The 24632-nt window shown below is 68.1% G+C and carries 22 protein-coding genes and 2 tRNA genes; 13 read left to right on the top strand and 11 right to left on the bottom strand.

What is annotated here, in order from left to right; translation table 11 throughout:
* Window position 1 precedes the first annotated feature (1 nt).
* Window positions 2–1318, top strand: a complete 1317-nt coding sequence (locus FGL98_RS05475; protein ID WP_146315725.1) for a DUF58 domain-containing protein — start codon at window positions 2–4, stop codon at window positions 1316–1318.
* Window positions 1315–1917 carry a hypothetical protein gene (locus FGL98_RS05480; protein WP_146315726.1) on the top strand — a complete coding sequence of 201 codons (603 nt, stop codon included), beginning with the start codon at window positions 1315–1317 and terminating at the stop codon, window positions 1915–1917. The genes FGL98_RS05475 and FGL98_RS05480 overlap by 4 nt, the downstream gene beginning before the upstream one ends.
* Before the next feature lie 294 nt (window positions 1918–2211).
* Here the strand turns inward: FGL98_RS05480 and clpX are convergent, their stop codons facing one another.
* The 5 genes from clpX to FGL98_RS05505 form a co-directional block, all read right to left on the bottom strand.
* Window positions 2212–3498, bottom strand: coding sequence for an ATP-dependent Clp protease ATP-binding subunit ClpX (gene clpX, locus FGL98_RS05485; protein WP_146315727.1), 1287 nt, complete (start codon window positions 3496–3498; stop codon window positions 2212–2214).
* Between the two features lie 228 nt (window positions 3499–3726).
* Window positions 3727–4380: an ATP-dependent Clp protease proteolytic subunit gene (locus tag FGL98_RS05490; RefSeq protein WP_146315792.1), complete on the bottom strand. Its 654-nt coding sequence runs from the start codon at window positions 4378–4380 to the stop codon at window positions 3727–3729.
* Between the two features lie 32 nt (window positions 4381–4412).
* Window positions 4413–5000, bottom strand: a complete 588-nt coding sequence (locus FGL98_RS05495) for an ATP-dependent Clp protease proteolytic subunit (RefSeq protein WP_146315793.1) — start codon at window positions 4998–5000, stop codon at window positions 4413–4415.
* Between the two features lie 174 nt (window positions 5001–5174).
* Entirely contained in the window at window positions 5175–6590 is a 1416-nt protein-coding gene (tig, locus tag FGL98_RS05500; protein ID WP_146315728.1) for a trigger factor, read from the bottom strand.
* 120 nt (window positions 6591–6710) lie between these two features.
* Window positions 6711–6784, bottom strand: a tRNA-Pro gene (locus FGL98_RS05505).
* 118 nt (window positions 6785–6902) lie between these two features.
* Here FGL98_RS05505 and FGL98_RS05510 point away from each other — a divergent pair.
* Window positions 6903–6973, top strand: a tRNA-Gly gene (locus FGL98_RS05510).
* Window positions 6974–7176: 203 nt separating this feature from the next.
* Entirely contained in the window at window positions 7177–7428 is a 252-nt protein-coding gene (locus tag FGL98_RS05515) for an antitoxin (protein WP_146315729.1), read from the top strand.
* A 59-nt stretch (window positions 7429–7487) separates the two neighbouring features.
* On the opposite strand, the gene FGL98_RS05520 is transcribed toward FGL98_RS05515, so the two are convergent.
* Entirely contained in the window at window positions 7488–7997 is a 510-nt protein-coding gene (locus FGL98_RS05520) for a universal stress protein (protein WP_186525993.1), read from the bottom strand.
* Window positions 7998–8446: 449 nt separating this feature from the next.
* Between FGL98_RS05520 and crcB the strand changes: the two genes are divergently transcribed.
* The gene (gene crcB, locus FGL98_RS05525; RefSeq protein WP_222432028.1) at window positions 8447–8932 is read left to right on the top strand and encodes a fluoride efflux transporter CrcB; all 486 of its coding nucleotides are present in this window, start codon (window positions 8447–8449) and stop codon (window positions 8930–8932) included.
* Entirely contained in the window at window positions 8929–9285 is a 357-nt protein-coding gene (locus FGL98_RS05530) for a fluoride efflux transporter FluC (RefSeq protein WP_146315732.1), read from the top strand. Before crcB ends, FGL98_RS05530 begins: the two co-directional genes overlap by 4 nt.
* A gap of 3 nt (window positions 9286–9288) precedes the next feature.
* Here FGL98_RS05530 and FGL98_RS05535 read toward each other — a convergent pair whose 3' ends face one another.
* From FGL98_RS05535 to FGL98_RS05545, 3 genes are all read right to left on the bottom strand, one after another.
* Window positions 9289–10395, bottom strand: a complete 1107-nt coding sequence (locus tag FGL98_RS05535) for a PP2C family protein-serine/threonine phosphatase (RefSeq protein ID WP_146315733.1) — start codon at window positions 10393–10395, stop codon at window positions 9289–9291.
* Between the two features lie 139 nt (window positions 10396–10534).
* Window positions 10535–11002, bottom strand: a complete 468-nt coding sequence (locus FGL98_RS05540; RefSeq protein WP_146315734.1) for a ribose-5-phosphate isomerase — start codon at window positions 11000–11002, stop codon at window positions 10535–10537.
* A gap of 14 nt (window positions 11003–11016) precedes the next feature.
* Entirely contained in the window at window positions 11017–11625 is a 609-nt protein-coding gene (locus FGL98_RS05545; RefSeq protein ID WP_281289153.1) for a mycothiol-dependent nitroreductase Rv2466c family protein, read from the bottom strand.
* A gap of 116 nt (window positions 11626–11741) precedes the next feature.
* On the opposite strand from FGL98_RS05545, the gene pepN reads away from it, so the two are divergent.
* Window positions 11742–14321: an aminopeptidase N gene (gene pepN / locus FGL98_RS05550; protein ID WP_146315735.1), complete on the top strand. Its 2580-nt coding sequence runs from the start codon at window positions 11742–11744 to the stop codon at window positions 14319–14321.
* 58 nt (window positions 14322–14379) lie between these two features.
* Here the strand turns inward: pepN and malQ are convergent, their stop codons facing one another.
* Window positions 14380–16500, bottom strand: a complete 2121-nt coding sequence (gene malQ / locus FGL98_RS05555) for a 4-alpha-glucanotransferase (RefSeq protein WP_146315736.1) — start codon at window positions 16498–16500, stop codon at window positions 14380–14382.
* Window positions 16501–16575: 75 nt separating this feature from the next.
* On the opposite strand from malQ, the gene FGL98_RS05560 reads away from it, so the two are divergent.
* The 6 genes from FGL98_RS05560 to FGL98_RS05585 all read left to right on the top strand — a co-directional run bounded on the left by FGL98_RS05560 (window position 16576) and on the right by FGL98_RS05585 (window position 23398).
* Entirely contained in the window at window positions 16576–17493 is a 918-nt protein-coding gene (locus tag FGL98_RS05560) for a mechanosensitive ion channel family protein (RefSeq protein WP_146315737.1), read from the top strand.
* A 29-nt stretch (window positions 17494–17522) separates the two neighbouring features.
* On the top strand, window positions 17523–17918 hold the full coding sequence (locus FGL98_RS05565) for a globin (RefSeq protein ID WP_281289151.1): 396 nt from the start codon (window positions 17523–17525) through the stop codon (window positions 17916–17918).
* A gap of 90 nt (window positions 17919–18008) precedes the next feature.
* Window positions 18009–19745 (top strand): glycoside hydrolase family 13 protein, encoded by a 1737-nt coding sequence (locus FGL98_RS05570; RefSeq protein WP_146315738.1) that lies wholly within the window; start codon window positions 18009–18011, stop codon window positions 19743–19745.
* 32 nt (window positions 19746–19777) lie between these two features.
* On the top strand, window positions 19778–20563 hold the full coding sequence (locus FGL98_RS05575; RefSeq protein WP_146315739.1) for an SDR family NAD(P)-dependent oxidoreductase: 786 nt from the start codon (window positions 19778–19780) through the stop codon (window positions 20561–20563).
* A gap of 37 nt (window positions 20564–20600) precedes the next feature.
* Window positions 20601–21266: a DUF3159 domain-containing protein gene (locus FGL98_RS05580; protein WP_146315740.1), complete on the top strand. Its 666-nt coding sequence runs from the start codon at window positions 20601–20603 to the stop codon at window positions 21264–21266.
* Between the two features lie 32 nt (window positions 21267–21298).
* Window positions 21299–23398, top strand: a complete 2100-nt coding sequence (locus FGL98_RS05585; protein WP_146315741.1) for a bifunctional phosphatase PAP2/O-acyltransferase family protein — start codon at window positions 21299–21301, stop codon at window positions 23396–23398.
* Here the strand turns inward: FGL98_RS05585 and FGL98_RS05590 are convergent.
* The gene (locus FGL98_RS05590) at window positions 23290–24546 is read right to left on the bottom strand and encodes a PucR family transcriptional regulator (RefSeq protein ID WP_146315742.1); all 1257 of its coding nucleotides are present in this window, start codon (window positions 24544–24546) and stop codon (window positions 23290–23292) included. The two genes, FGL98_RS05585 and FGL98_RS05590, sit on opposite strands and share 109 nt — an antisense overlap.
* Window positions 24547–24632 lie beyond the last annotated feature (86 nt).

Here is a 24632-nt window from a genome sequence, read left to right on the forward strand (position 1 = left end):
CGTGCCTGCCCTGTCCACCGAGCGCCCGCCGGGGCGCTGGACCCCCACCTTCGCCTTTCTGCAGGTCAGTCTGCTGGCGGGCGTGCTGATCGGCGCGGCGCTGGTGCTGCACCGGCTGGACCTGCTGGTGATCGGCACCCCCTTCGCCATCGTCACCGGCTGGTGCCTGGCCACCCGCCCCTCCCAGGTCCCCCGCCCGAGGCCCGAATCGGTGACCAGCAAGACCCCGGTCGAAGGAGTCGCCCAGCGCTGGGACTGGACGTTCGACGACGTCGACGAGAGCGCCGAGCAGATGATCACCACGCTGGGCGCGGACGACTGCGTGCGCACCGATCCGGCGAACGGCGTCCTGATCGACCTGCCCACCGGTGGGTGCGCCACGGCGTCGGTCCGCTGGCTTCCGGCCCGTTGGGGTCGACGCACCATCTTCCCCGCCCGCACGCACTTTCTCAGTCCGTGGGGCGGGTTCATCGCCGGACCGTTCGACACGGCGGGCACCCCCCTGACCGTGCGGCCGGCACCGCAGGCCTTCACCGGCAAGGCAGCCCTACCGCACCCCATCGGCCTCGTCGGGCAGAATCGCAGCCGGCGCATGGGTGACGGCAGTGAGTTCGCCGAGATCCGAGAGTTTCGCACGGGTGACCGGCTACGCCGCATCAGCTGGCCGATCACCGCCCGCACGGGCCAGCTGCACGTCCGCACGTCGTACGCCGAACAGGACACCGAGGTGCTCATCCTCCTGGACGCCTCCTCCGACTTCGGGCAGTCGCGTGCAGACTCCGGCGTGGACAGCTCCTTGGACCTGGGTATGCGTTGTGCGCTCGCCGTCGCCGGCCACTTCCTCACCCGAGGTGAACGCGTGGGTGTCCGTGCCCTGGGCACGGTCCGCAGCGAGCGGATCCGACCCGCGGCCGGCGCCGCTCAGTACCAGCGCATAGCCGACACGCTGATGACCGTCGAAAGCGCCGGCGTGCGCGCTCTTCCACGCCACGGGCTGCACCTGAACTCCGCCGCCGGCGCACTGATCATCCTGATCTCACCGCTGATGAACCCGGAGATGCTGGCGATTGCCGCCGAGGTGGCCCAACGAGGGCGCCCGCTGGTCGTGGTCGACGCTCTGCCGGACAACGTCGACGTCGGGGCGGACTCCGACGTCCTGACCGACCTGGCACTACGCCTACGCCTGATGGAACGCGCGCAGGAGATCCGCGCGCTGCAGCAGCACGGAGCACCTGTCGTCTCCTGGCGTGGCCCCGGGAGCCTCGACCACGTCCTGCTGCAGCTGTCTCGCCGGCCCCCACGGGCGGTGCGGCGGTGAAGGGCTCCGCACCTGGCGGAAGCACGATCGGCCGGTACCTCGCGGCCCTGTTCGGCTGGGTCGGGCGCGGCCGGGGCGGACCGCCGCCGCACCCGCATCGGACCGGGCTGCGGCTGTTCGCCGTCGGGATGACCGCCTTCTTGGTCGGCACGGTCGCCCTGGCGGGTCAGGTGAACGTCGTCGTGCTGATCGCCGTCATCGTGGCCGGGCTGGCGGTGCTGACGACGGTGAATGACCTGTTCTCCATGCTGGTGTTCGTCGGTTGCACGGTCCTGCTGTGGCTGGTCAGCGGCGCATCACCCTCCAGCGGATGGTGCGTGCCCATCGCGGTGGAGCTGTTCGCTGTCCAGTCCGCGCTGACCCTGGCCACGCTCGGACCCGCCGAGGCGCCCGTGCCCCGGCGGGTCCTGGTCACCTGGCTGCGGCGCACCCTGTGGGTCGCCGCCGGCACGGCACTGATCGGGGCGGCCGGCGTAGCCATCTCGAGCGAGCCACCCCGTGGGACCGTCTATGTCGCCGCGGCCCTGGTGATCGCCCTCATGGTGGGCGCAGCCCTGCTACCGCGCCTGTTCGCACCGGACGACGGCGACCCCGAGTAGAGCGGACAAAAGATGTCTGTCCAACCGGCCTCGGCCATCCAGGGGTGCGACCTGCCTCGTCGAGATCGCAGTTCTCCGCCCTTCAACAGGGTGGAAGGACGGAGAATTGCGATCTGGATGACGGGTAGCGCCGAAAATTGCGATCTCGATGCAACCGGAACGCCAATCGGCTGCCAGCGATCGCCGACGCGCCATACGTCGACCGCGAGTCCACTTGTCGTGCGTCTGGCCCGGTCGCGGGCAATCCTCGTCGCGCGCCACGTGCAACCTGCGCTGAAACTTCTACAAAAGTGGTCAGGCCGACTCGCGGCGCGTCTCACGCTTGCGCTTGGGAGCAGTCTCGCGGCGCACGATCGTCGGGTTGACGTTGTCCAGCACGACCTCACGAGTGACCACCACCCGGGCGATGTCGTCGTCACTGGGGACATCGAACATCACCGGTAGCAGCACCTCCTCCACGATCGCGCGCAGCCCGCGGGCACCGGTGCGACGCAGCATCGCCTGCTCGGCGACCGCCTCGAGGGCATCCGGGGTGAACTCGAGCTCGACGCCGTCGATCTCGAACATCCGCTGGTACTGCTTGACCAGGGCGTTGCGCGGCTCGGTGAGAATCGACACCAGGCCCGCGCTGTCCAGCGGTTCGACCGTGGTGATGACCGGCAGCCGTCCGATGAACTCGGGAATCAGCCCGAACTTCATCAGGTCCTCCGGCAGCACGTCGCTGTAGCTCTGCATCGTGTTCTTGGCTTTGCGCAACTCGGATCCGAAACCGAGTCCCTGCTTGCCGGCCCGTGCCTCGATGATCTTCTCCAGACCGGCGAATGCCCCACCGACGATGAACAGCACATTGCTCGTGTCGATCTGGATGAACTCCTGATGCGGGTGCTTGCGACCACCCTGCGGCGGCACGGAGGCCGTGGTGCCCTCCAGGATCTTCAGCAGGGCCTGCTGCACGCCCTCTCCGGACACGTCGCGGGTGATCGACGGGTTCTCGCTCTTGCGGGCGACCTTATCGACCTCGTCGATGTAGATGATGCCGGTCTCGGCCTTCTTGACGTCGAAGTCCGCGGCCTGGATCAGCTTCAGCAGGATGTTCTCGACGTCCTCGCCGACATATCCCGCCTCGGTGAGAGCAGTCGCGTCAGCAATGGCGAACGGGACGTTCAGCATGCGGGCGAGCGTCTGTGCCAGGTAGGTCTTGCCGCAGCCCGTCGGGCCGATCAGCAGGATGTTGGACTTGGCGATCTCGATCGCCTGCCCGTCCTTCTTGCCCACCGCCTGCTCCGCTGCCTGCACCCGCTTGTAGTGGTTGTAGACGGCCACCGCGAGCGCCCGCTTGGCCGGGTTCTGGCCGACCACGTAGTTCTCCAGGAAGTCGAAGATCTCGCGCGGCTTCGGCAGGTGCTCCAGGCCCAGCTCCGAGGTCTCGCTCAGCTCTTCCTCGATGATCTCGTTGCACAGGTCGATGCACTCATCGCAGATGTACACCCCTGGCCCAGCGATGAGCTTCTTGACCTGCTTCTGGCTCTTTCCGCAGAACGAGCACTTCAGCAGGTCGCCGCCTTCTCCGATCCGTGCCACGTGCGCTTCCTTCCTGCCCACGGACGTCGACTGACGCCCTCAATGTCCTGCCCGACGCTACCTTGCAAGATGACGTTCTGGCCTTATTGAATCCCGGTGTCGACCCAAAGGTCACGGCTGTCCGCTGATGGCGCAAACTCGCGACCACCGCGTGGCTGCCGAGCGCGCAGAAATGCCGTGCGCGCCCGAACCGAAGGCCCGGACGCGCACGGCATTTTGCCGATCTCCTCAGTCCTCGTCGGACGCCTTGCGGCTGTCCAGCACTTGATCGATCAGACCATAGTCCTTGGCCTGCGCGGCGGTCAGGATCTTGTCGCGCTCGATGTCGGTGCGCACCTGCTCCGCGCTGCGGCCGGTGTGCATGGCCAGGGTCTCCTCCAGCCACTCCCGCATCCGGAAGACCTCGTTGGCGGTGATCTCCAGGTCGGAGGCCATCCCGCCGGTGCCCTCCATCGCGGGCTGGTGGATGAGGATCCGCGCGTTGGGCAGCGCGAACCGCTTGCCGGGAGCGCCGGCACCCAGCAGCACGGCCGCGGCGGACGCGGCCTGCCCGACCACGAACGTCTGCACGTCCGGGCGGATGTACTGCATCGTGTCGTAGATCGCGGTCAGCGCGGTGAACGATCCACCGGGGCTGTTGATGTACATGGTGATGTCGCGGTCCGGGTCCTGGCTCTCCAGCACGATCAGCTGGGCGATCAGGTCATCGGCCGACGCGTCGTCGACCTGCACCCCGAGGAAGATGATGCGGTCCTCGAAGAGCTTGTTGTAGGGGTCGGAACGCTTCATCCCGTAGGAGGTGCGCTCCTCGAACTGAGGCAGGATGTAGCGGCTCGACGGCACGGGGACCTGCATCCCGCCGTGCATCTGTGACGTGTTCATCGGGGCTCCGTAGGGGTAGATCGACGGGCTCATCAGCTGCTCCTTCCTGGTGCGTCGGCCTGGCTCTCGAAGACGTGGTCGACGAAGCCGTAGTCCTTGGCCTCCTCGGCGGAGAACCAGCGGTCGCGGTCCGAGTCCGTGGAGATCTGCTCGACACTCTGACCGGTGTGCTCGGCAATCAGCTCGGCCATCTGCTTCTTGATGAAGATGAGCTGCTCCGCCTGGATCTTGATGTCGGAGGCCGTGCCCCCGATACCGCCGGACGGCTGGTGCATCATCACCCGGGCGTGCGGGGTGGCATAGCGCTTGCCACGAGTGCCCGCCGACAACAGGAACTGACCCATGCTCGCGGCCATACCCATGGCCACGGTCGCGACGTCGTTGGGGATCCAGTTCATCGTGTCGAAGATCGCCATCCCGGCCGAGATCGATCCGCCTGGACTGTTGATGTAGAGCCAGATGTCCTTCTCGCGGTCCTCGGCAGCCAGTAGCAGCAGCTGCGCGCAGATCGCGTTCGCGTTGTCGTCGCGCACATCCGAGCCCAAGAAGATGATGCGCTCCTTGAGCAGGCGGTTGTAGATCTGGTCGTCGAGACCGGCGACCGGGCGCTCGGTCGCCATCGACGGCTCCTTGGTGTTCGGCACCGTGTGTCTCCATCTGTGTAGGTCGTGCGTGCTTCCTTCACTGGACCCTAACGTCACGCCGCTCGGACTTCGTCCCCGGTCGGGGCGGTGTTCGCCCTGAGCGCAAGAACCTCCCCCACCACTGGTGAGGGAGGTTCCGGTGCGACTGCGTCAGGCTTTGTCGGCGACCGTCTCGCGCTGCGCGGCATCCGCATCGGACTCCGGCGTGACGTCATCGGCGTCGTCGTCGGCGGCGTCGTCGTCGGCGGCGTCGTCGTCGGCGGCGTCGTCGGCGGCGGCGGCGTCGTCGGCGTCGTCGACCTCGATCTCGAGGGCCTTCAGGTCGACCTCGGCGCCATTGGTGTCGACGACCTTGGCGGTCTCCAGCACGGTGGCGAGTGCCTTGCGGCGGGCAACCTCACCCATCACGGCCGGCACCTGACCCTGCTGGTCGAGCGCCTGAGCGAACTGGTTGGGGTCCATGCCGTACTGCTGCGCGGACATGATGAGGTACTCGATCAGCTCCTCCTGCGAGACCTGAATCTCGTCCTGGCGCACGATCTTGTCGAGCATCAGCTGGGTCTTGAGGGACTTGCGGGCCTGCTCGTCGACCTCGGCGCGGTGCTCGTCGTCCTCCAGCCGGTCCTCACCCTCGAGGTGCTGGTGCACCTCGGCCTCGATGACGGACTCGGGCAGCGGGATCTCGACGTTCTCCAGCAGGTAGTCGAGCACCTTGTCCCGAGCCTGCACACCCTGCTCGAAGCGCTTGGTCGACTCGGCCTGCTCGCTGATCTCGCCCTTGAGCTCGGCGAAGGTGTCGTGCGAGGACGCCAGCTGGGCGAACTCGTCGTCGAGCTCGGGCAGGACGCGCTCCTTGACGGCCTGGACCGTGACGGTCACCTCGGCGTCCTCACCCTCATGCTCGCCACCGGCGAGCGCCGTGGTGAACGTCTTGGACTCACCGACCGACATGCCGGCGATCGCCGCGTCCATCCCGTCGAGCATGTTGCCCGAACCCACCTCGTACGCAACGCCGGTGACGTCGTCGATCGGCTCGTCGTTGATGGTGGCGATCAGGTCGACTGTCACGGAGTCCCCGGTGGCGGCGGGCCGGTCTGCGGCCACGAGGGTGCCGAAGCGCTCTCGCAGGGTCTGCATCTCGGCCTCGACGTCCTCATCGGTGACCTCCAGCGGGTCGACCTCGACCTTGATGGTCTCGAAGGCCGGCAGCTCGAACTCGGGGACGACGTCCACCTCGGCGGTGAACGTGAAGTCCTGCTTGTCATCGGCCGGCACCTGGGTCACGTCGACCTCGGGCTGGCCCATCGGCTGTACGTCGTTCTCCTGCAGCGCCTGCCCGTAGAACCCGGGCAGCGCCTCGTTGATGGCCTCCTGCAGCACCGCGCCGCGCCCGACGCGCTGGTCGATGATCCGGGCGGGAACCTTGCCCTTGCGGAATCCGGGGACCTGGACCTGACTGCCGATCGAGGTGTAGGCCGCATCGATGCTCGGCTTGAGCTCCTCGTAGGGGACCTCGACGGTCAGCTTGACCCGGGTCGGGTTGAGGGTCTCGACGGCGCTCTTCACTGCACGTACTCCAAGGTGTTGTCGGAAATGTCTCGATGGTGGCCCATCGTGGTCTTGCCACGGCCGATAAGCCGCACGGCAGCGCACAGGTACATCGCTACTTTGCGACCATCGTAACGGTCGGGGTAGCCGGATTCGAACCGGCGGCCTTCCGCTCCCAAAGCGGACGCGCTACCAAGCTGCGCCATACCCCGTAGGAACACACCACCGGTTTGGGGGGCGTGACCTGGAGCAGTAGGCTAGCGCCTCGTTGGCACAGCCTCTCCCCCGGCCTCGCTCGGACGGGTCCGGCAGGGTAGGTTCTGTGCTCCCGCGGGTGTAGCTCAATGGTAGAGCCCCAGTCTTCCAAACTGGCTACGCGAGTTCGATTCTCGTCACCCGCTCCCCTGGCCGGGGTCGGCACTTCGCCGGCCCCGGCCGCGCCGGTTCTCGCCGACCGGATCCGGCCGCCGAGACGTGCCGGATGCTGACGAACTCGCGAGTAATCTGCTGACCCTGCAGGGCTTGACCTGGCGTCTCGTGCCTCTATGGTGGGAACCAACCGCACCGGACAAAAGCTGGTGCGACCCGAGAGAAGGAGCAATTCATGGGTCTGTTTGACAGCGCCAAGGACAAGGCCTCCGAGTTCGCCAGCGACAACCCCGACAAGGTCGGCGAGGGCATCGACAAGGCCGGCGACTTCGCCGATGACAAGACCGGGGGCAAGTACTCCGACCAGATCGACAAGGGCCAGGAGTTCGCTTCGGACAAGTTCGGCGGTGGCAACGCCGACGGTGGCAACGCGGACGGTGGCAACGCGGACGGTGGCAACGCCGACGGTGGCAACGCCGGCCAGTAAGACCTCGCAGGTTTGACCGGCCCGGGAGCAGTTGCTCCCGGGCCTGTTGCTCTCACCGTTCACTCATGCCGGCCGATGGCGTCGTGGCCAGGCGGTGATGGCACCACCAGCACCGGATGCCGACTGTGGCGGACCAGGCTGGACCCCACCGTGGCCGACCTGCCACTGCCGAGCACCCGTCCGATGACCGTCCCGATCGCGTGCGCATGCGTGTGCTGTCCGACCACAACCAGCCAGGCGTCGAAGCGGTCCGCCTCCGCCATCAGCGCGTACCAGGGGTCGCCGCGCACCGTTTCGTACGCCCATTGCACGTCCGGCAAGGACACCGCACGGTGCACCTCGTCGGCCAGGAGTCGCTCGTGCTCGTGCATCTGCACGTCCCATGAGCTGGAGTCCGGATCCACCGGGAAGTCACCCAACTCGATCACGTGCACGACGCGCAGGATGACGTCGAGCCTGGTCGCCAGGTCCACCGCATACGTCAGCGCGTGCCGCCCGGCAGGCTGGTCGTCATAGCCGACCACGACCGGTCCGGTGCGGGTCGGCTCACCCGTGCGATCGGTGCTCATGGGACCTACCTTCGACGTCCGGGGCCGTCGTCCCGGGCACAGCTGCCGTCTCATTATTGACGCCGGTGGACCCCGTCACAACCGCAGTGGCCGGCCGAGCCCGAGGTTGCCGCAGCTCAGGAGCCTTGATTGAATGAGTAGGTAGGCGATGGAGCCCGCCCGGACATCGATGTCCGAACCGCACCGAGCTGATGGCACCTCTGACAGAGAGGCTCCATGCCGTGAACGCCTTACCGCGCCCTACGACCTCCGGGCGAACGAGATCATCACCGCCGCCGCCTCGGAGCATCCTCCGGACGACCTCGCGAGGATCTTCCGAACCCCGTGCCGAGCCTGACCGTCGGATGCCGACCCGACGCGTTTCCCGCTCGTGACGACGAGCTCAGCGCCCAGTGGGCCGGCGTGGATAAACTTCCCTGCGGCCCCGGCCGATGACGAGTAGGAGATCAGTGAACGACCCATCCCCCTTCACGGCCGCAGGCAGGGTGGACCCCGATGGGGCGCCCCCAACCCGCCGCGAACGTCTCCTGCATCACCAGGCGCTCCCGGTCGCCGTCATCGCCTGTGGTGGCGCAGTCGGCGCGGTCTCCCGGTATGCGGTCGGCCTGGCGTGGCCGACGACGGCCGGCCACTTCCCTGTCTCCACCTTGCTGATCAACGTGATCGGGTGCGCCATCATGGGTGTCTTCATGGTGCTCATCACCCAGAAGTGGCAGGTCCACCCCCTGGTGCGGCCGTTCTTCGGCACCGGGGTCCTCGGCGGCTTCACCACCTTCTCGACCTACGAGGTCGACGCTCAGCACCTCCTCCAGGGCGGCCACTGGGTCACCGCACTTGCCTATCTCGTCGCGACGCTGGCCGCGGCCGTCTTCGCGGTGTGGGCGGCCGAGACCGTCACTCGACTGGTCGTCCTGGACTCTACGGGTGCGGCATGACGTGGGTCTTTGTGATTGTCGGCGGCATGGTCGGCGCGCCGACCCGTTACCTGACGGACCGCTATGTGCAGTCACGGCACCGGGCCGACTTCCCGTGGGGCACGTTGACGGTGAACGTGATTGCGTCCTTCGTCCTCGGCGTCGTCATGGCGGTGGGCAGCACACCCGTGAGACTGGCTGTCGGCACCGGCTTCTGCGGCGCGCTGTCCACGTACTCGACCTTCGCCTACGAGATCGTGCGCCTCGCCGACGGCCGCGCGCCGCGACTGGCAGTCGGCAACGCCGCGCTCAGCGTGGCCGTCGGGCTGGCAGCGGCGTTCTGCGGCGCGGCAGTAGGCACACTGCTGCGCTAGATCTCACCCTCGCGAGATCAGCACGACCGCACGGTCATCGGTCTCGCCCGCCCGCGCCGAGGCGCAGATCCGGGCGGCAGCGCCGGGCAGCCCCGTCGCGACGGCACGATCGGCATACCCGAGCATTCGATCCAGTCCCTGCATGATGTCGACACCCGGCATCTCGATCACTCCGTCGCTGTACAGCAGCAGCGCATCCCCGCGCTCGAGACGGCCACTGGTGCGGGGGAAGTCCTCGCTCCCCTGGCCCTCGAGGACGCCCAGCAGCACTCCGGAGGTGCCGCGCACCGGCGTCCACTGACCGCACCCGGCCTGGAAGTGCACCGCGGCCGGATGCCCTGCCGAGCCGACCGTGTAGTCGCCGGTGACCAGGTCGATGGAGGCATGAATCGCCGTCGCAAATCCCTCCGGCCAGCCCTGCCGCACGAGGTAGTCGTTGGCCGCCGGCAGGAAGCGGTCCGGCTCCAACGCACCGAGCAGCCCCGCGAACGCTCCTCGAACCAGCAGCGACCTGGTGCCCGCGGCCGTGCCCTTGCCTGAGACATCGACCAGCGCGACCTCGAAGCGGTCGGGCGTCGGGGTGTTCCCGACGACGAAGTCCCCCGAGAACGAGTCACCGTGGGCGGCCTGCACGCTGGACTCGACGCTCCAGCCGGAAGGAAGCATGGGCAGCCGCCCCTGGATGCGCAGTCGCTCGCGCAGGTCGACCAGCATCGAGCTGCCGACCGCCTGGGGCACCCCGGCGCGCGACCGCCGGTGGTCGACGAGCATGAGCAGCGTCATGGTCACCAGAAGGCCGCCCACATAGTTGTCCCGCATGGCATGGTCACCCACCACCGACAGAGCGAGCGCCGCCATCAGAACCGCACCGAAGACGCCCGCCATCTGTCGCGCCGAGAGAAAGAGCCCGGCCGTCACCACGATGGGGACGAGCGAGGCGTACGCCACGCTCAGGGCCGGGCTGGGCAGGGCCACCCCCGCCAGGAGCGCCAGGATGGTCGCGACGACGAGCAGGGAGGTGACCGCGGGTCGACGGTCGGGTGAGGCGTCGACGGCCCGCAGCGCGGGACGGGTCAGCCGCCGAGGCGCTAGAGAGACGTCAATCACCATGTGGGCACGTTAGGCCGACGATCGCTCAAAAACGCGTGCCTTTACCAAGTCCATACCGATTGCAGGACATTTTCGCAAAGTCCGCGTCGGATTTGGGGTTTGCGAGGTGCCTTTTACGAATATTTCGGCGCCGAGAGGGTCAGCCTCGAGCGGGCAGGGTGCCGTCCGCCTCATACGCGTTGACCATGTCGATGCGTCGCTGGTGGCGTTGCACGCCGGAGAAGGGGGTGTCCAGGAACACCTTCACGATGGCCTTCGCCTCTTCGACGGCGGTGAAGCGCCCGCCGAGGGAGACCACCTGGGCGTCGTTGTGCTGGCGGGCCAGCTGGGCCAGCTCGGCGTTGTAGCACAGTGCGGCGCGAACTCCGCGCACCTTGTTGGCGGCCATCTGCTCACCATTGCCGGACCCACCGAGCACCACACCGAGGGATCCCGCGTCCGCGGCCACGCCCTGCGCCGCGCGCAGCACGCACACCGGATAGTCGTCCAGCTCGTCGTAGGTCGCCGGCCCATGGTCCACCACGTCATGACCCTCCTGCTCCAACCAGGTCACCAGCGCACGCTGCAGCTCGTAGGCAGCGTGATCCCCTCCGACGTGTACGCGCATGTGCTCGTGTCCTCTCAGCTGAAGTCGGGGCCCTTGACGCGGGTCCGCTTGATCTCATAGAAGCCCGGGGTACCGGCGACCAGGAGGCAGCCGTCCCACAGCTGCCCCGCGGCCTCGCCCTTGGGTGCGGGTGTCACCACCGGACCGAAGAATGCCACATCGCCGACGGACACGACGGGTGTGCCGACCTCGTCACCGACCAGGTCCATGGCCCGCTGGTGGGATGCGCGCAGCTCGATGTCGATCTCGTCGCCGGGCACGTTGGCCGCACAGTCGATCAGCTCCGGTGGCAGACCGACGTCCTCCAGCGCCTCGACGATGACCTGGCGCAGGTCGTCCGGTGTGTCACCGCGCCCGCCCGGATGCAACCTGGCCCCCATCGCGTCATACAGCTGCTTCTTGACCTTGTCACCGTGATCTCGTGCGGCGGCGATCACCACACGGACCGGGCCCCAGCCGCTGTCGAGCATGCCTCGGTAGCTCTCGGACAGCCCATCGCGCCCCTCGTTCAGCGCCGACAGACTCATGACCGACCAGGTGATGTCGAGGTTGCGCACCTCGGCGACCTCCATGAGCCAGCGTGAGGTCATCCAGGCCCACGGGCACAGGGGATCGAAAAACATCTCGGCGGACGACGGCTGCGTGCTGCGGTTAGCGATACTCACACCCTCATCCTGCCACCGCACCGCCGTGCAAGGATGAGCAGGACCCAGCCCCCAACACCCTGTGGAGCCTGTTCGTGCCTGGCAAGAACCTCACCCGTCAGGAGGCGCGGGACCGCGCCTTGCTCGTCGACGTCGACTCGTATGCCGTGTCGCTCGACCTGACCTCCGGTCCGACCACCTTCGGCACCCGATCGACGATCGCCTTCAGCGCCGCCACCCCAGGCGCCGACACGTTCGTCGACTTCCTCGGCGACTCGGTCCAGACGATCACCCTGAACGGCGTCGCCTTGGACCCGAAGACCCACTATGACGGCGCGCGAGTGTCGGTGCCGGGACTGGCCGCGCGCAACGAGCTGGTCATCGAGGCCACCGGGACCTATATGAACACCGGAGAGGGACTGCACCGGTTCGTCGACCCTACCGACGACGAGGTCTACCTCTACAGCCAGTTCGAGGTCGCCGACTCCCGCAGGATGTTCCCTGTCTTCGAACAGCCCGACCTCAAGGCGACCTTCGCCTTCACCGTCAGGGCACCGAAGCGGTGGGCGATCATCTCCAACCAGCCGACGCCCGACGCGACACCGAGCGCCGCCGTCTACACCAACCCCAAGGGTGAGCAGGAGCCTTCGGCCACCTGGACGTTCGAGCCGACCGAACGGATCAGCTGCTACATCACGGCGCTCATCGCGGGCCCGTACGACGTCGTTCGCGACTCCGTCGCATCCAGGGGTGGGACGATCCCGCTCGGCATCTACTGCCGCAGGTCGCTGTCTCCCCACCTGGATGCCGAGCACATCTTCGACTGCACCAAGCGCGGATTCGCCTACTTCGAGGAGCAGTTCGATCAGCCGTACCCCTTCAGCAAGTACGACCAGATCTTCACTCCCGAGTACAACATGGGTGCGATGGAGAACGCCGGCGCCGTCACGATCACCGAGACCTACATCTTCCGCGCAAAGGTCTCCGAGGCGCTCATCGAGCGTCGCGCGCTGACCATCCTGCACGAGCTGGCGCACATGTGGTTCGGCAACCTGGTGACGATGACCTGGTGGGACGACCTGTGGCTCAACGAGTCGTTCGCCGAGTGGGCGGCCAACATCTGTCAGGCCGAGGCGACGCACTGGACGGGGGCATGGACCACGTTCAGCAGCATGGAGAAGACGTGGGCGTACAACCAGGACCAGCTCTCATCGACACACCCGGTCTACGCGGACATGGCAACGCTTGACGATGTCGACAACAACTTCGACGGGATCACCTACGCCAAGGGGGCGTCCGTCCTCAAGCAGCTCGTCGCCTACGTCGGGCGCACGCCGTTCATCGGCGGCCTCCGTGCCTACTTCGCAAAACACCAGTGGGGCAACACGGTCTTCGAAGACCTGTTGACCGAGCTCGAGGCCACTTCCGGACGCGACCTGGGCGGCTGGTCGAAGACCTGGCTGCAGACCGCCGGCGTCAACACGCTCCGCCCGGTGATCCAGACCGATGATGACGGCGCCATCACGCGGGCCGTGATCGAGCAGACTGCGAGCGCCGATCACCCCACGCTGCGCCCGCACCGACTGGTCGTCGGCCTTTACACGCTGCAGGGGCATGCGTTGCAACGCACGGAGCACCTCGAGCTCGACGTCGAAGGCGCGAGTACCACTCTCGACGCCCTGGTGGGCAAGCAGGCGCCGGACCTGATCCTGGTCAATGACGACGACCTCTCCTACACGAAGATCAGGCTCGATCCGCGCTCCCTGCAGACTCTGCTCGACCACCCGGACGCGCTCAGCGACCCCCTGGCGCGCGCACTTGCGCAAGGCGCGGTGTGGGACATGACTCGTGACGCCGAGATGGGCGCCCGGCAGTTCCTCCACCTCGCACTCGCCGCCCTCCCGGGGGAGACGGGATCCGCCGTCCGCCGGATGTGGCTGACGCAGGCGCGGACTGCCGCCTCGGCCTACACGGCGCCGGAGCACCGGAAGGAGGCGATCGACGACGTGACCAAGGCACTGCGCAGCTCCTTGGTGGCGGCGACACCGGGCAGCGACGCGCAGCTGCAGGTGTGCCAGGCTTTCGCAACCCTGGCACACCGACACGACGACGTCGCGTATGTGCGCGGGCTGCTCGAGGGTACCGCCAAGCTGGCCGGCCTCGAGATCGACTCCGAGATGCGGTGGACCCTCCTGCGGTCGCTCGCTGCAGCGGGTGCCCTCGATGATCGCGAGGTCGACGCGGAGCTGCGAGCCGACCCGACGTCCACCGGCAAGGAGCGTGCGGCCCAGGTGCGCGCGGCATACCCGACAGCCGAGGCGAAGGCGGAGGCCTGGCGCCAGCTCGTCGAGGTGGAGGGCGTGCCCAACCAGACGGTCATGGCGATCGCAGCGGGTTTCGGTCACGTGCACGACCCGCAGCTGCTGGCACCGTATGTCGAGAAGTACCACGCGATGCTCACGCACCTCTGGGAGCACCGCACGTTCGCGATCGCGTCGGGGGTGGCGACCTTCGCCTATCCGTCGGCGCTTGCCAGCCGAGAGCTGCTCGATGCATCGAATGCCTGGCTCGCGCAGAACGCCGACGCGCCGCACGGCCTGGCGCGCATCGTCGCCGAGAACCGCGATGGGGTGGCCCGGGCGCTACGAGCTCAGGCACGCGATGCACAGGCCTGAGTGTTGGCGGAAAGTGCTGCTACAGCATCACTTTCCGCCAACACCGCTCGCCTGAGGTTCAGCGGCCCCTGCGGGTGACGCAGCGGATGAGCCGTTTGGCGCGCCGCGACACCATCAACTCGTCCAGCGTCAGCGCCACTTTGTCCGGACCGGCGATGGGCAGCCGCCAGTTCGGGTACTCCTCATCGGTGCCCGGCTGGTTGATCGTCCGTTCGTCCCCCACCAGGTCGGCCACGGACACCCCGATCAGCCGGCTGGGCGACCAGGTGAGGTAGCGGTGCAGTGCACCGACCTGGTCCTCGATGGTCGACTTCTCGCCGAGCAGACCACGCCTGCGCAGCTCGGCCAGCACGGCCTCGCGCTGAGCGTCATCGGCGCGAATCTCCTCCTCCAGCGGACGCGTCAGCAGTCCGAGCTCGTGACGGACCGCGATGTGCTCACCCTGCAGGTATCCCGCGGTCGGCGGCAGGTCGTGCGTCGTCACGCTCGCGAGGCACAGCTCCCGATAGGTCTCCGGCGCTCGCGGTGCGACGCCGTCCTTACGCTCGAACCACAGGATCGAGGTGCCCAGCACCCCGCGCTCGGCCAGGTAGTCTCGGACCCAGTCTTCCACCGTGCCAAGGTCTTCCCCGATCACCAGCGCACCGGCTCGATGCGCCTCGAGGGCAAGTATGCCGATCAGCGCCTCGTGGTCGTACTGCACGTAGGTGCCTTCGGTGGCCGGTCGTCCACGCGGCACCCACCACAGGCGGAAGAGGCCGATGATGTGGTCCACCCGCACCCCCCCGGCCATCGCCATGATCGTCCGCAGCATCTCGCGGTAGGGCGCGTAGCCCAGCTCGGCGAGCCGGTCCGGTCGCCATGGTGGCTGGCTCCAGTCCTGCCCGAGCTGGTTGTAGTCGTCCGGCGGTGCACCGACACTGATGTCCCGCGCCAGCACATCGCCCAGTGCCCACGCGTCCGAGCCGTCGGGGTGCACGCCGACGGCCAGGTCGTGGATGACGCCGAGCCGCATACCCGCCGCACGCAGCTCTCGCTGTGCCTCGGCAAGCTGGGCCTGGACGACCCACTGCAGCCAGCAATGGAACTCGATGTCGCCGGCCAGTCGCTCGCGCTCCGCAGTCACGGCGTCGCTCCGCGGGTCCTGCAGCTCCTTCGGCCAGTCCTCCCAAGGCAGCCCGCGGTCCATGACGATGGCGCACCAGGTGGCGTAGTCGACCAGTCCCTGCCCCTCCCGCTCGCAGAACACCTCGAAGTCGCGGCGCCTGCGGTGGGTTCGCTCCGTGCGGAAGATCATTCGCAGCGCGGCCTGTTTTGCCTGCCAGCTGCTGTCGCGGTCCAGTCGATCGAGGTGGTTCAGGCGCCGGGCGTCGTCGCTGTGCCATTCGACGAGCTGGTGCTCGGCAGCCGACAGGTAGCCGACCTCCGGCACCTCCTCGACGCGGATGTACATCGGGTTGACGAAGCGCCGCGAGGTGGGCAGGTAGGGCGACGGCTCCATGGCCGGGACGGGCTCTGCCGCGTGCACCGGATTGACCAGCACGAAGTCCGCGCCCTGGCGCGCACCCCACGTCCCCAGCTCGGCCAGGTCGGCCGCGTCGCCGATGCCCCACGAGCGGTCGGAACGCACGGCATACAGTTGCGTCAGCAGTCCCCACGCCCGGTCTCGTTTGAGCGTCCCGGGAAGCTCCAGGTGCGGGGGCGTGACGATGACCGTCGTCGACGCGGACTGGTCGCCGTAGTCGATCTCGAGTCGGTGATATCCAAGTGGAAGGTCGCCCGGCAGCTCGAGCGTCGCCTCGCCCATCAGCACCCCGTCGACGGTGCGCGGCTCGACCCAGTGCTCGACCTGCGCAAGGTCGCGCAGGTCACCATCCTCCAGGTGCATCCGAGCCAGCAGCTCACTGCCGTCCGGCACATGCACGGGAACCCATGGGGTCCATCCCTCCCGCAAGATCACCACCCGTGGCAGCACCCGGCGCCAGGCGCTCTCGGCGAAGCCCTCGAGTGCGGCCAGCACCGCTGCGTCGTTCGAGGCGTCGACCCCGAGCGCGGCAAGCACCGACACGATGGTGTCGTCGGACACCATGATGCGGCTGCCCTGCCAGTCCCAGTAGTCCGTTGCGACACCATGTGCGCGAGCGAGCTGGGCAAGGGCGGATGGTGCGGCGTCGGGCATGCCCGCAGTCTGGCAGAGCGTCTCGCATCGTGCGACATGCAGGCAGGCTCGTCGCGAGTTGGGAGGATGGGGCGCATGCCGCATCTGCACCTGGTCGACAACTCCCCGGACAGCGTCACCGGTTGGCTCATCGGAACACCGTTGATGGTCATCGCGATCATCGTGTGCGCCGTGGTCCTCCGGTGGCTGATCCATCGCGCCATTTCCCGAGTCGTCAAGTCGATGATCTCGCACGGCCCCAGGCGTCCCCCGTCCGAGTCGCCGCGTGCCGCGCGGGTGCTGCGCCAGGCCGCCGGGCTGGACAACGAACGTCGAGCCCAGCGCGCGGAGACCACCGGGTCCGTGCTGCGCTCGGTCACCTCGTTGGTTGTCTTCGGCATCGCCGCACTGACGATCATGGCCGAGGTCGGGGTGCCTCTCGGCCCATTGCTGGCCTCCGCCGGCGTGGGCGGTGTGGCTCTGGGCTTCGGGGCGCAGAGCCTCGTGAAGGACTTCCTCTCCGGCATCTTCATGATCGTCGAGGACCAGTACGGCGTCGGTGATGTCATCGACACCGGCGATCTCATGGGCACGGTCGAGGAGGTCACCCTCCGCATCACCCGAATCCGCGACTTCGAAGGCGCTGTCTGGTATCTGCGCAACGGCGAGATCCTGCGAATCGGCAACCGGTCCCAGGGCTGGTCCACCGCGCTGATCGACATCCCGATCGGCTACGACCAACCGGTCGACATCGCGACCCGTGCACTGGAGCAGATCGCCCAGGACCTCGACGACGCGCCGGAGTGGCACCAGCTGCTGCTCGAGACGCCCACCGTCAATGGAGTGCAGTCCGTTGCCGCCGGTGAGATCAACCTCCGGATGACCGCCAAGTGCGTGCCCATGCAGCAGTATGGCGTCACCCGTGAGCTGCGTCGGCGAGCCAAGGAGGCCTTCGACGCCGCCGGAGTCAAGGGTCCCGAGCTGCCGCCCTACGCCAAGGGCCCAGCAACCTGACGGCGGACGCGGGCTGGCACACTGTGCGCGTGAGTGCGCAGCTGCCGGCAGAGACGTTCTATGACCAGGTGGGCGGTCCGGAGACCTTCCACCGGCTGGTGCACGAGTTCTATCTCGGGGTGGCCGATGACCCGGAGCTGCGCGCCCTGTATCCCGAGGCGGACCTCGGTCCGGCCGAGGTGCGGCTGCGGATGTTCCTCGAGCAGTATTTCGGCGGGCCCACCACCTACAGTCAGCAGCGTGGGCATCCCCGCCTGCGGATGCGCCATGTGCCGTATGCCGTGACGACCGCCCAGCGCGACCGCTGGCTGACCCATATGCTGCACGCCGTCGACACGCTCGACCTGGACGAGCTGCACGACTCGATGATGCGCGACTACTTCACCCGCGCGGCCTACTCGCTGGTGAACGCGCCCGACGAGTGACCGGCACGGCACCGCCGAATCCGTGACAACCTGTCGGGCACGCGTACCCGGCTGGACAGCACCCCGCCCGGAGTCTCAGACTGGTCTCCCGTGACTTCTTCGACGTTCTCCGACCGTGCCGATCACGTGTTGCACACCGCGCATCAGGGCGGCGCCTGGTGGCGCAGCGCGGTGATCTACCAGATCTATCCGCGCTCGTTCGCCGACGCGAACGGCGATGGCATCGGCGACCTCGCGGGCATCACGACGCGCCTGCCCTACCTCCGCGCGCTCGGCGTCGACGCCATCTGGTTGTCGCCCTTCTACACCTCTCCGCAGGCCGATGCCGGGTATGACGTCGCGGACTACCGGGACATCGACCCGCTCTTCGGGAGCCTCGCCGACGCAGACCTGCTGATCAAGAGCGCCCACGACCTTGCGCTGAAGGTCATCGTCGACCTGGTCCCGAACCACTCCTCCGACGAGCACCCCTGGTTCCAGACCGCGCTGGCGTCCGCCCCAGGCTCCCCCGAACGCGACCGCTACATGTTCCGCGACGGCTCGGGACCGGGGGGCGGCGAGCCTCCGAACAACTGGCAGAGCGTATTCGGTGGGCCGGCCTGGAGCCGGGCCGCCGAGCCCGGTACCCCCGGACAGTGGTATCTGCACCTCTTCGACGCCAAGCAGCCCGACTTCAACTGGCAGAACGCCGACGTGCGCCACGAGTTCGAGGACGTGCTGCGCTTCTGGCTGGACCGCGGCGTCGACGGCTTCCGAGTCGACGTCGCACACGGCCTGGTCAAGGCGCCCGGCCTGCCGGACTGGAGCGGCCCGATGAACATGCTCGACCTGGTCGACAAGGACCTCGACCGTCCGCCGATGTGGGACCAGGACCCGGTGCACGAGATCTACCGGTCCTGGCGGAAGATCCTCGACTCCTACAACCCTCCATCCGCCGTCGACCATGACGCGGCGCAGGACCGGGTGATGTGCGCGGAGGCCTGGGTCGACCCGCCCGAGCGCGCCGCGCTCTACGTCCGGGACGGCGAGTTCCATCAGGCCTTCAACTTCGACTTCCTCCAGTCGGACTGGACCGCGCGGAGCCTGCATCGCAACATCACCCGCTCACTGGAGGCCAATGACGGCGTCGGCGCGCCCACCACCTGGGTCCTGTCCAACCACGACGTCGTCCGGCACGCCAGTCGCCTCGGCCTGCCGATCGGCACACCCCGCCCCAACGGCATCGGTGTCGGTGATCCCCAGCCGGACCCGGTCCTCGGTCTGCGGCGGGCCCGCGCGGCCACGACCCTCATGCTGGCCCTGCCCGGCGGCGCCTACCTCTATCAGGGCGAGGAGCTCGGCCTGCCCGAGCACACCACGATGCCCGACGCTGCGCGGCAGGACCCGACCTGGGAGCGCACCCGGCACGCGGAGCGCGGGCGGGACGGCGCCCGGGTGCCGATCCCCTGGGAAGAAGCCGCACCCACCTATGGATTCGGTCCGACAGGCCGTTCGTGGCTGCCTCAACCTGAGGTCTACGGTGAGCTCGCCGTCGACCAGCAGGACGGCCGCGAGGGGTCGACCCTCGAGCTCTACAGGCTGTTGCTGCGAACCCGGGCCGAGCACCACCTCGGCGAGGGCTCACTCATCTGGCTGGATGCCGGTCAGGACGTTGTCTCGTTCGAGAACGCCACGGTGCAGGGCCGAGTGCGCGTGCTGCTCAACCTCGGCGGGGCGCCCCTCCCCCTGCCTGATGACGCCGTGCTGCTGGCCGCGAGCGGCCCCGTCGACGAAGGCGTCGTACCCGTCGACACCACGGTCTGGTTCACCGCCGGAGGTCATCAGTAGGCTGACTGCAGCCCCACTCGTGAGGAGTCGACATGCAGCTGACCGGCGTGGTCGCACTCGTCACCGGCAGTTCCTCGGGCCTGGGTGCCTCGGTCGCCCGCGCTCTGGCCTCCGCCGGCGCCCAGGTCCTCGTCCATGGCCGCGACTCCGCCCGCGCGAACGGTGTTGCCGGAGCGATCGAGGGCACGGTCGTGCTGGGTGACCTGACCCGTCCCGACCAGATCGACGACATCGCCCGCCAGGCACTCGCGGTCGACGGCCACGTCGACCTGCTGGTGAACAACGCGGGGCAGGGGTGGGCCGGCCCGTTCACCGAGATGACGAACCTCGACATCGACCGCCTGGTCGCGCTGAACCTGACCGCACCCATCCTGCTGACGCAGGCTCTCCTCCCGCAGATGCTGTGTCGCCAGACCGGGCATGTCTGCTTCATCAGCTCGGTGACGGGTCGCACGAGCGTGGCCGGAGAGTCGGTGTATGCCGCCACGAAGGCGGGGTTGGACGGCTTCGCCGACTCGCTCCGCCTGGAGACCATCGGCACTGGAGTCGGTGTGAGCGTCGCTGTGCCCGCGGTGATCGACACCCCGTTCTTCGCCCGGCGCGGGCAGGCCTACAACCGCGGGCGACCGCGCCCGGTTCCGGCGACGCAGGTCGCGAGCGCCGTCGTCCACATGATCGAGCAGGATGCAGCAGAGATCTGGACACCTCGCTGGTTGCGCGCGGTCGGCGTGGCACGCCACACCGCACCACGGGCCTACCGCGGCCTCGCCGCCCGATTCGGCGAACAGATCCGGGTCGCTCCGCCGGACCCACGTTGACATTCTGTTCACAGGCAAGCCTGGCATCATACGGCCCATGCAGCGGACCGAGCGCACCGGGCCCGACCCTGCGCGCCTGGTTATCGATCGCGCCTTCGTTCGAGACTCTGCGGTGCGTGGCGGACGGCTGCTCGTCGAGACGGTGATGGTGCCATCGCTGTTGCTCTACGGCGGCATCATGACGCTCGGCAAGATCTGGGGTCTGGCGGCGGTCCTCTGCTGGTGTGCGTTCACGGTCGGGCTGCGCCTGCATCACTCGGCGCGGGTGCCACGGACCCTCCTGCTCGCCGTGGGCATGCTTGTTGGGCGGACCACCATCGCGCTGGCGCTGTCCAGCGTCTACGTGTTCCTGCTGCAGCCCATCGCAGGCTCCTTGTTCATGGCTGTGCTCTTCCTCGGCAGCGCGGCGATCGGGCGACCGATCACCATGCATCTCGCACGCGACTTCATCGCCTTGCCACAGGCGCTCTTCCACGATCGCCTCGCACGGCGGATGTTCACCCAGGTGTGCGTGCTGTGGGGTGTCTCCAGACTCATCGATGCCGCGATGAGCGTCGGATTTCTTCGGCTCGGCCTCGGCGCCGGCCTGCTGTCGCGGGGGCTGCTCAGCTCGACGCTGACGGTGGCCTCGATTGCCGTGTGCACCGCATGGGGCTGGTCCAGGATCCGCCGAATGCCGAACTTCACCATCGCCACCTCCTGACGGTGCCGCTGCCCGTGTGCTAGGACGAGGGGGTGGAGCCGACGACCACCTCCTGCCCGCGACGCCCGCCGGTATGGCGGGAGCTGCTGCTGGGACTCGGCCTGTTCGCGCTCTACCTGGTCGTCGACAGCCTCGGTGGTTCGGGACGCACCCACGCCGCGGAGCGCAACGCCCAGTGGATCAGCCGGGTCGAGACCCGGCTGCACCTCGACGTCGAGCGCTGGCTCAACGGCGCGATCGTGCCGCATCACACCCTGACCGTCGCGGCCAACTACGAGTACGCGACAACCTACGTCATCAGTGCGCTGCTCATGCTGGTGCTCGCCTACTGGAAGACACCGGCGGTCTATCGACTGGCGCGCAACAGCTTCGTCATCCTCAACCTGCTGGCATTCGGGTGTTTCGTGTCGTTCCCGTTGATGCCGCCGCGGATGCTCCGGTCGGGATTCGTCGACACGGTCGCGCAGGATGCCACCGTCGGCTCATGGGGGTCGCCGCTGGTCGCCCATGCCAACCAGCTCGCGGCGATGCCGTCGCTACACATCGCCTGGGCTCTGTGGGTCAGCGTGATGCTCGCGCGCCTGTCGCACGCTCACTGGCTTCAGCTGGTCAGCGCCATCCACGTCGCCGTGACCGTGGTCGTTGTGCTGGCCACGGCAAACCACTACCTCCTCGATGCCGTCGGCGCGGCAGCAGTCGTCGCGGTCGCCGTCCTGGCCGCCGAGGCGTGGACCGCGGAGCCGGGTCAACTGGCCACCGCGGACGAGTTCTTTCTCAACGTGGAGGACGGGCCCAACGCGCAGAACGTCGGCGGCTACGTCATTCTCGATCCTGGCGGAGGCACCTGTCCGTCCCGGGACGACATCCGCGATCTCGCGCGCGACAACCTGTCCGCACACCCACGTTTCGTCTCCGCCTTGGACACGAGCGGTCGGCGCCCTCGCTGGGCCGGGCTCGACACAATGGACTGGGATCTGCACATCACCCAGATCGACCTGCCGCCCGGCAGCGATCAGGAGGCGCTGGATGGCGTCGTTGCGCACCTCCATGCCCAGCGCCTCCCCAGGGACCGGCCGTTGTGGCGCATCGCGATGATCTACGGGCTTCCCCACGGCCGAGCGGCCTTCGTGGTGCTGATGCACCACTGCATGGCCGATGGCGTCGGCGGGGTCGACCAAGTGCTCGCCCTGGTCCGGCCGACCGTCGATCCGGGAGCCACCCAGCACCGACCACCGGGGCGGCTGCAGTCCGTCCTGGCCATCGCCGCAGGCCTGGGTCAGCTCGCGACGGATGGCAAACCCTCCGTCGTCCTCGATGTGGGGGCGGGCCGAACCTCACTCGGCACCGTCCAGCTCGAGTTCGATGAGGTGCGTCGGCTGGCGCACGAGCACGAGGTAACCGTCACCCAGCTGCTCCTGGCCCTCGTGGGATCTGCCGTTGCCGCGGCGAGTCCGCAGCTGACAGAGCGTTGTCGAAACCGTCTACGCGTCTCGGTGCCGGTCCTGCTTCAAGCGCCGGGCGCGTGCGATGCGGCCAACTCGACTGCTGCCGTCATCATCAACGCACCCGCCCGAGCTGCGAACCCGACCGACCTCCTGCCAGAGGTCACCACCTTCTCGCGCGCCCTACGCTCGCCTACTCGCGCGCTCGCCTCCCGGTGGGTCATGTCCTCGGCGCTACGCATGGTGCCGGCGGCGGGGCGGCGGGCGTTCGCGCACACGGTGTACGGACGCCGCTTCTTCAATGGCATCGTGTCGAACATCCCTGGACCACCCGGCGACATGTTCACCCTCGCGAACGCGACCATGGCAGAGGTCTACCCATTGCTTCCGCCCGCGCCAGGCGCACCTGTCACGGTCGGTGCACTGACGTGGGGCCGAAAGCTCGGGATCGGCATCACCACCGATCCGGACGTGCTCGACGCGCACGACGTCGCCGACGGGTTGCGCACCGGTTTCCGCACTGCACTCGCCCGCACCCCGAGGCCGCAGGACACGCCGGCGGCCCGACCCACGGCGCCCGGTCAGCCGTCCTCCTCGAACTCTCGAGGCGCGCCCCAGGCAAGGACCAGGAAGAGCTTGGCCCGCTCACGGGGAGAGTCGAGGGCGTCGCCGAACACCTCGCGCAGCTGATCCAGCCGATAGCGCACGGTCTGCGGATGGATGTGCAGCTCGTCCGCAACCGCCGCACGCGATCCGAGGTGCAAGAGCCATGCGGTCAAGGTGTCCAGCAACCGGTCACGCGTCGCCTCGGGGAGGTCGTCCATCGGCGCCAGCACCCGTCGACGAAGCGCCTCGAGCACCTGCGGCTGACGGTGGATCAACAGCACGTCGAGGTGGTCGTCGGCGAAGGTCACGTCGCCCTCGATGAGCCCGGCGCGCTTGAGTCGCAGCACGCTTCGCGCCACGCTGAAGCTGCCGCGCAGCCGCACGACCGGAACTGGCGGTCCCACCACGACGCCTTGGCCCTCCAGCACCCGGGCAAGCCGTGCGCGAACTCCGGCCACCCATGGCACGATCAGGCCGACCACACCCTCGACACGGACAAACAGCCACTCCGGGTCGCTGCGCATGCCGTGGCCCACATGATCGTCGCTCTCCAGGCCGACGATCACGAAGGCCGCCGACTCGGGCACCGCCCACGATGCGCGCTCCGCCGCCTGTTGGATGCTGAACGAGTCGGCCACGGTCGACATCAGCGCGCCGGTCAGCTCCGCGCGCGCACGCTGAGTGGCCATGGCGGAGTCCGACTGCTCACTCACGAAACCCCGGGACGTGCAGACGGAGATGTCGTGGACGAGCAGGAACAGCGTCTCGGCGAGATCACTCACGTGCTGGGTCCCCAGGCCCGCCGACATGGCCGCCCGCGCAATGTGGTCCCAGGCCACCTGGGCTCCACTCTGGTATGCCGTAAGCAGACTTGTGAGGTCCTGCCCACGCAGGAAGTGCATACGACCGACCTGCTCAAACAGGTTGGCGATCATCGGATCCCGGTCGACCACGTCGGCCCCGTCGCCGCCTATGGGCACCAGGCGCTCGCCGCTGGGGGCGCCGGCCGCGGATGCGGGCATACCGGACAACAGGCGCGGGACCACCAGGTCGGCCGCCGAGGACAGCTGGTCCAGATGCTCCTCGATGTACTCCGCATAGTCCGGCCAGCTGCCGGCAAGAGCATCGCCCACGCGCACGAGCAGCTGCGGGAACCCCTCTACCAGCGCCGTTCTGAGCGCCTCGACGCCGACCCCCTCCGGTGCCCCGTCCGCAGCCGGCTGTTCGCGCATCGTCACCGCACCTCTTCCTGGCCCGTCGACTCACAGAAAACTCTCAGGTATACCGTCCGGTGACCGCGTACCTGCACCAGCACCTC

Source organism: Leekyejoonella antrihumi, assembly GCF_007845645.1.
In the GTDB taxonomy this organism is placed as follows: Bacteria; Actinomycetota; Actinomycetes; order Actinomycetales; family Dermatophilaceae; genus Leekyejoonella; species Leekyejoonella antrihumi.

What these genes read in the sequence shown, in the direction of transcription:
- FGL98_RS05545 (WP_281289153.1), bottom strand. Translation starts at nt 11,625, where the DNA reads ATGTTTTTCGATCCCCTGTGCCCGTGGGCCTGGATGACCTCACGCTGG.
- FGL98_RS05530 (WP_146315732.1), top strand. Translation starts at nt 8,929, where the DNA reads ATGACGTGGGTCTTTGTGATTGTCGGCGGCATGGTCGGCGCGCCGACC.
- FGL98_RS05590 (WP_146315742.1), bottom strand. Translation starts at nt 24,546, where the DNA reads ATGCGCGAACAGCCGGCTGCGGACGGGGCACCGGAGGGGGTCGGCGTC.
- FGL98_RS05515 (WP_146315729.1), top strand. Translation starts at nt 7,177, where the DNA reads ATGGGTCTGTTTGACAGCGCCAAGGACAAGGCCTCCGAGTTCGCCAGC.
- FGL98_RS05540 (WP_146315734.1), bottom strand. Translation starts at nt 11,002, where the DNA reads ATGCGCGTACACGTCGGAGGGGATCACGCTGCCTACGAGCTGCAGCGT.
- FGL98_RS05575 (WP_146315739.1), top strand. Translation starts at nt 19,778, where the DNA reads ATGCAGCTGACCGGCGTGGTCGCACTCGTCACCGGCAGTTCCTCGGGC.
- FGL98_RS05535 (WP_146315733.1), bottom strand. Translation starts at nt 10,395, where the DNA reads ATGGTGATTGACGTCTCTCTAGCGCCTCGGCGGCTGACCCGTCCCGCG.
- FGL98_RS05490 (WP_146315792.1), bottom strand. Translation starts at nt 4,380, where the DNA reads ATGAACACGTCACAGATGCACGGCGGGATGCAGGTCCCCGTGCCGTCG.
- FGL98_RS05580 (WP_146315740.1), top strand. Translation starts at nt 20,601, where the DNA reads ATGCAGCGGACCGAGCGCACCGGGCCCGACCCTGCGCGCCTGGTTATC.
- malQ (WP_146315736.1), bottom strand. Translation starts at nt 16,500, where the DNA reads ATGCCCGACGCCGCACCATCCGCCCTTGCCCAGCTCGCTCGCGCACAT.
- FGL98_RS05520 (WP_186525993.1), bottom strand. Translation starts at nt 7,997, where the DNA reads ATGAGCACCGATCGCACGGGTGAGCCGACCCGCACCGGACCGGTCGTG.
- FGL98_RS05495 (WP_146315793.1), bottom strand. Translation starts at nt 5,000, where the DNA reads ATGGCGACCGAGCGCCCGGTCGCCGGTCTCGACGACCAGATCTACAAC.
- FGL98_RS05560 (WP_146315737.1), top strand. Translation starts at nt 16,576, where the DNA reads ATGCCGCATCTGCACCTGGTCGACAACTCCCCGGACAGCGTCACCGGT.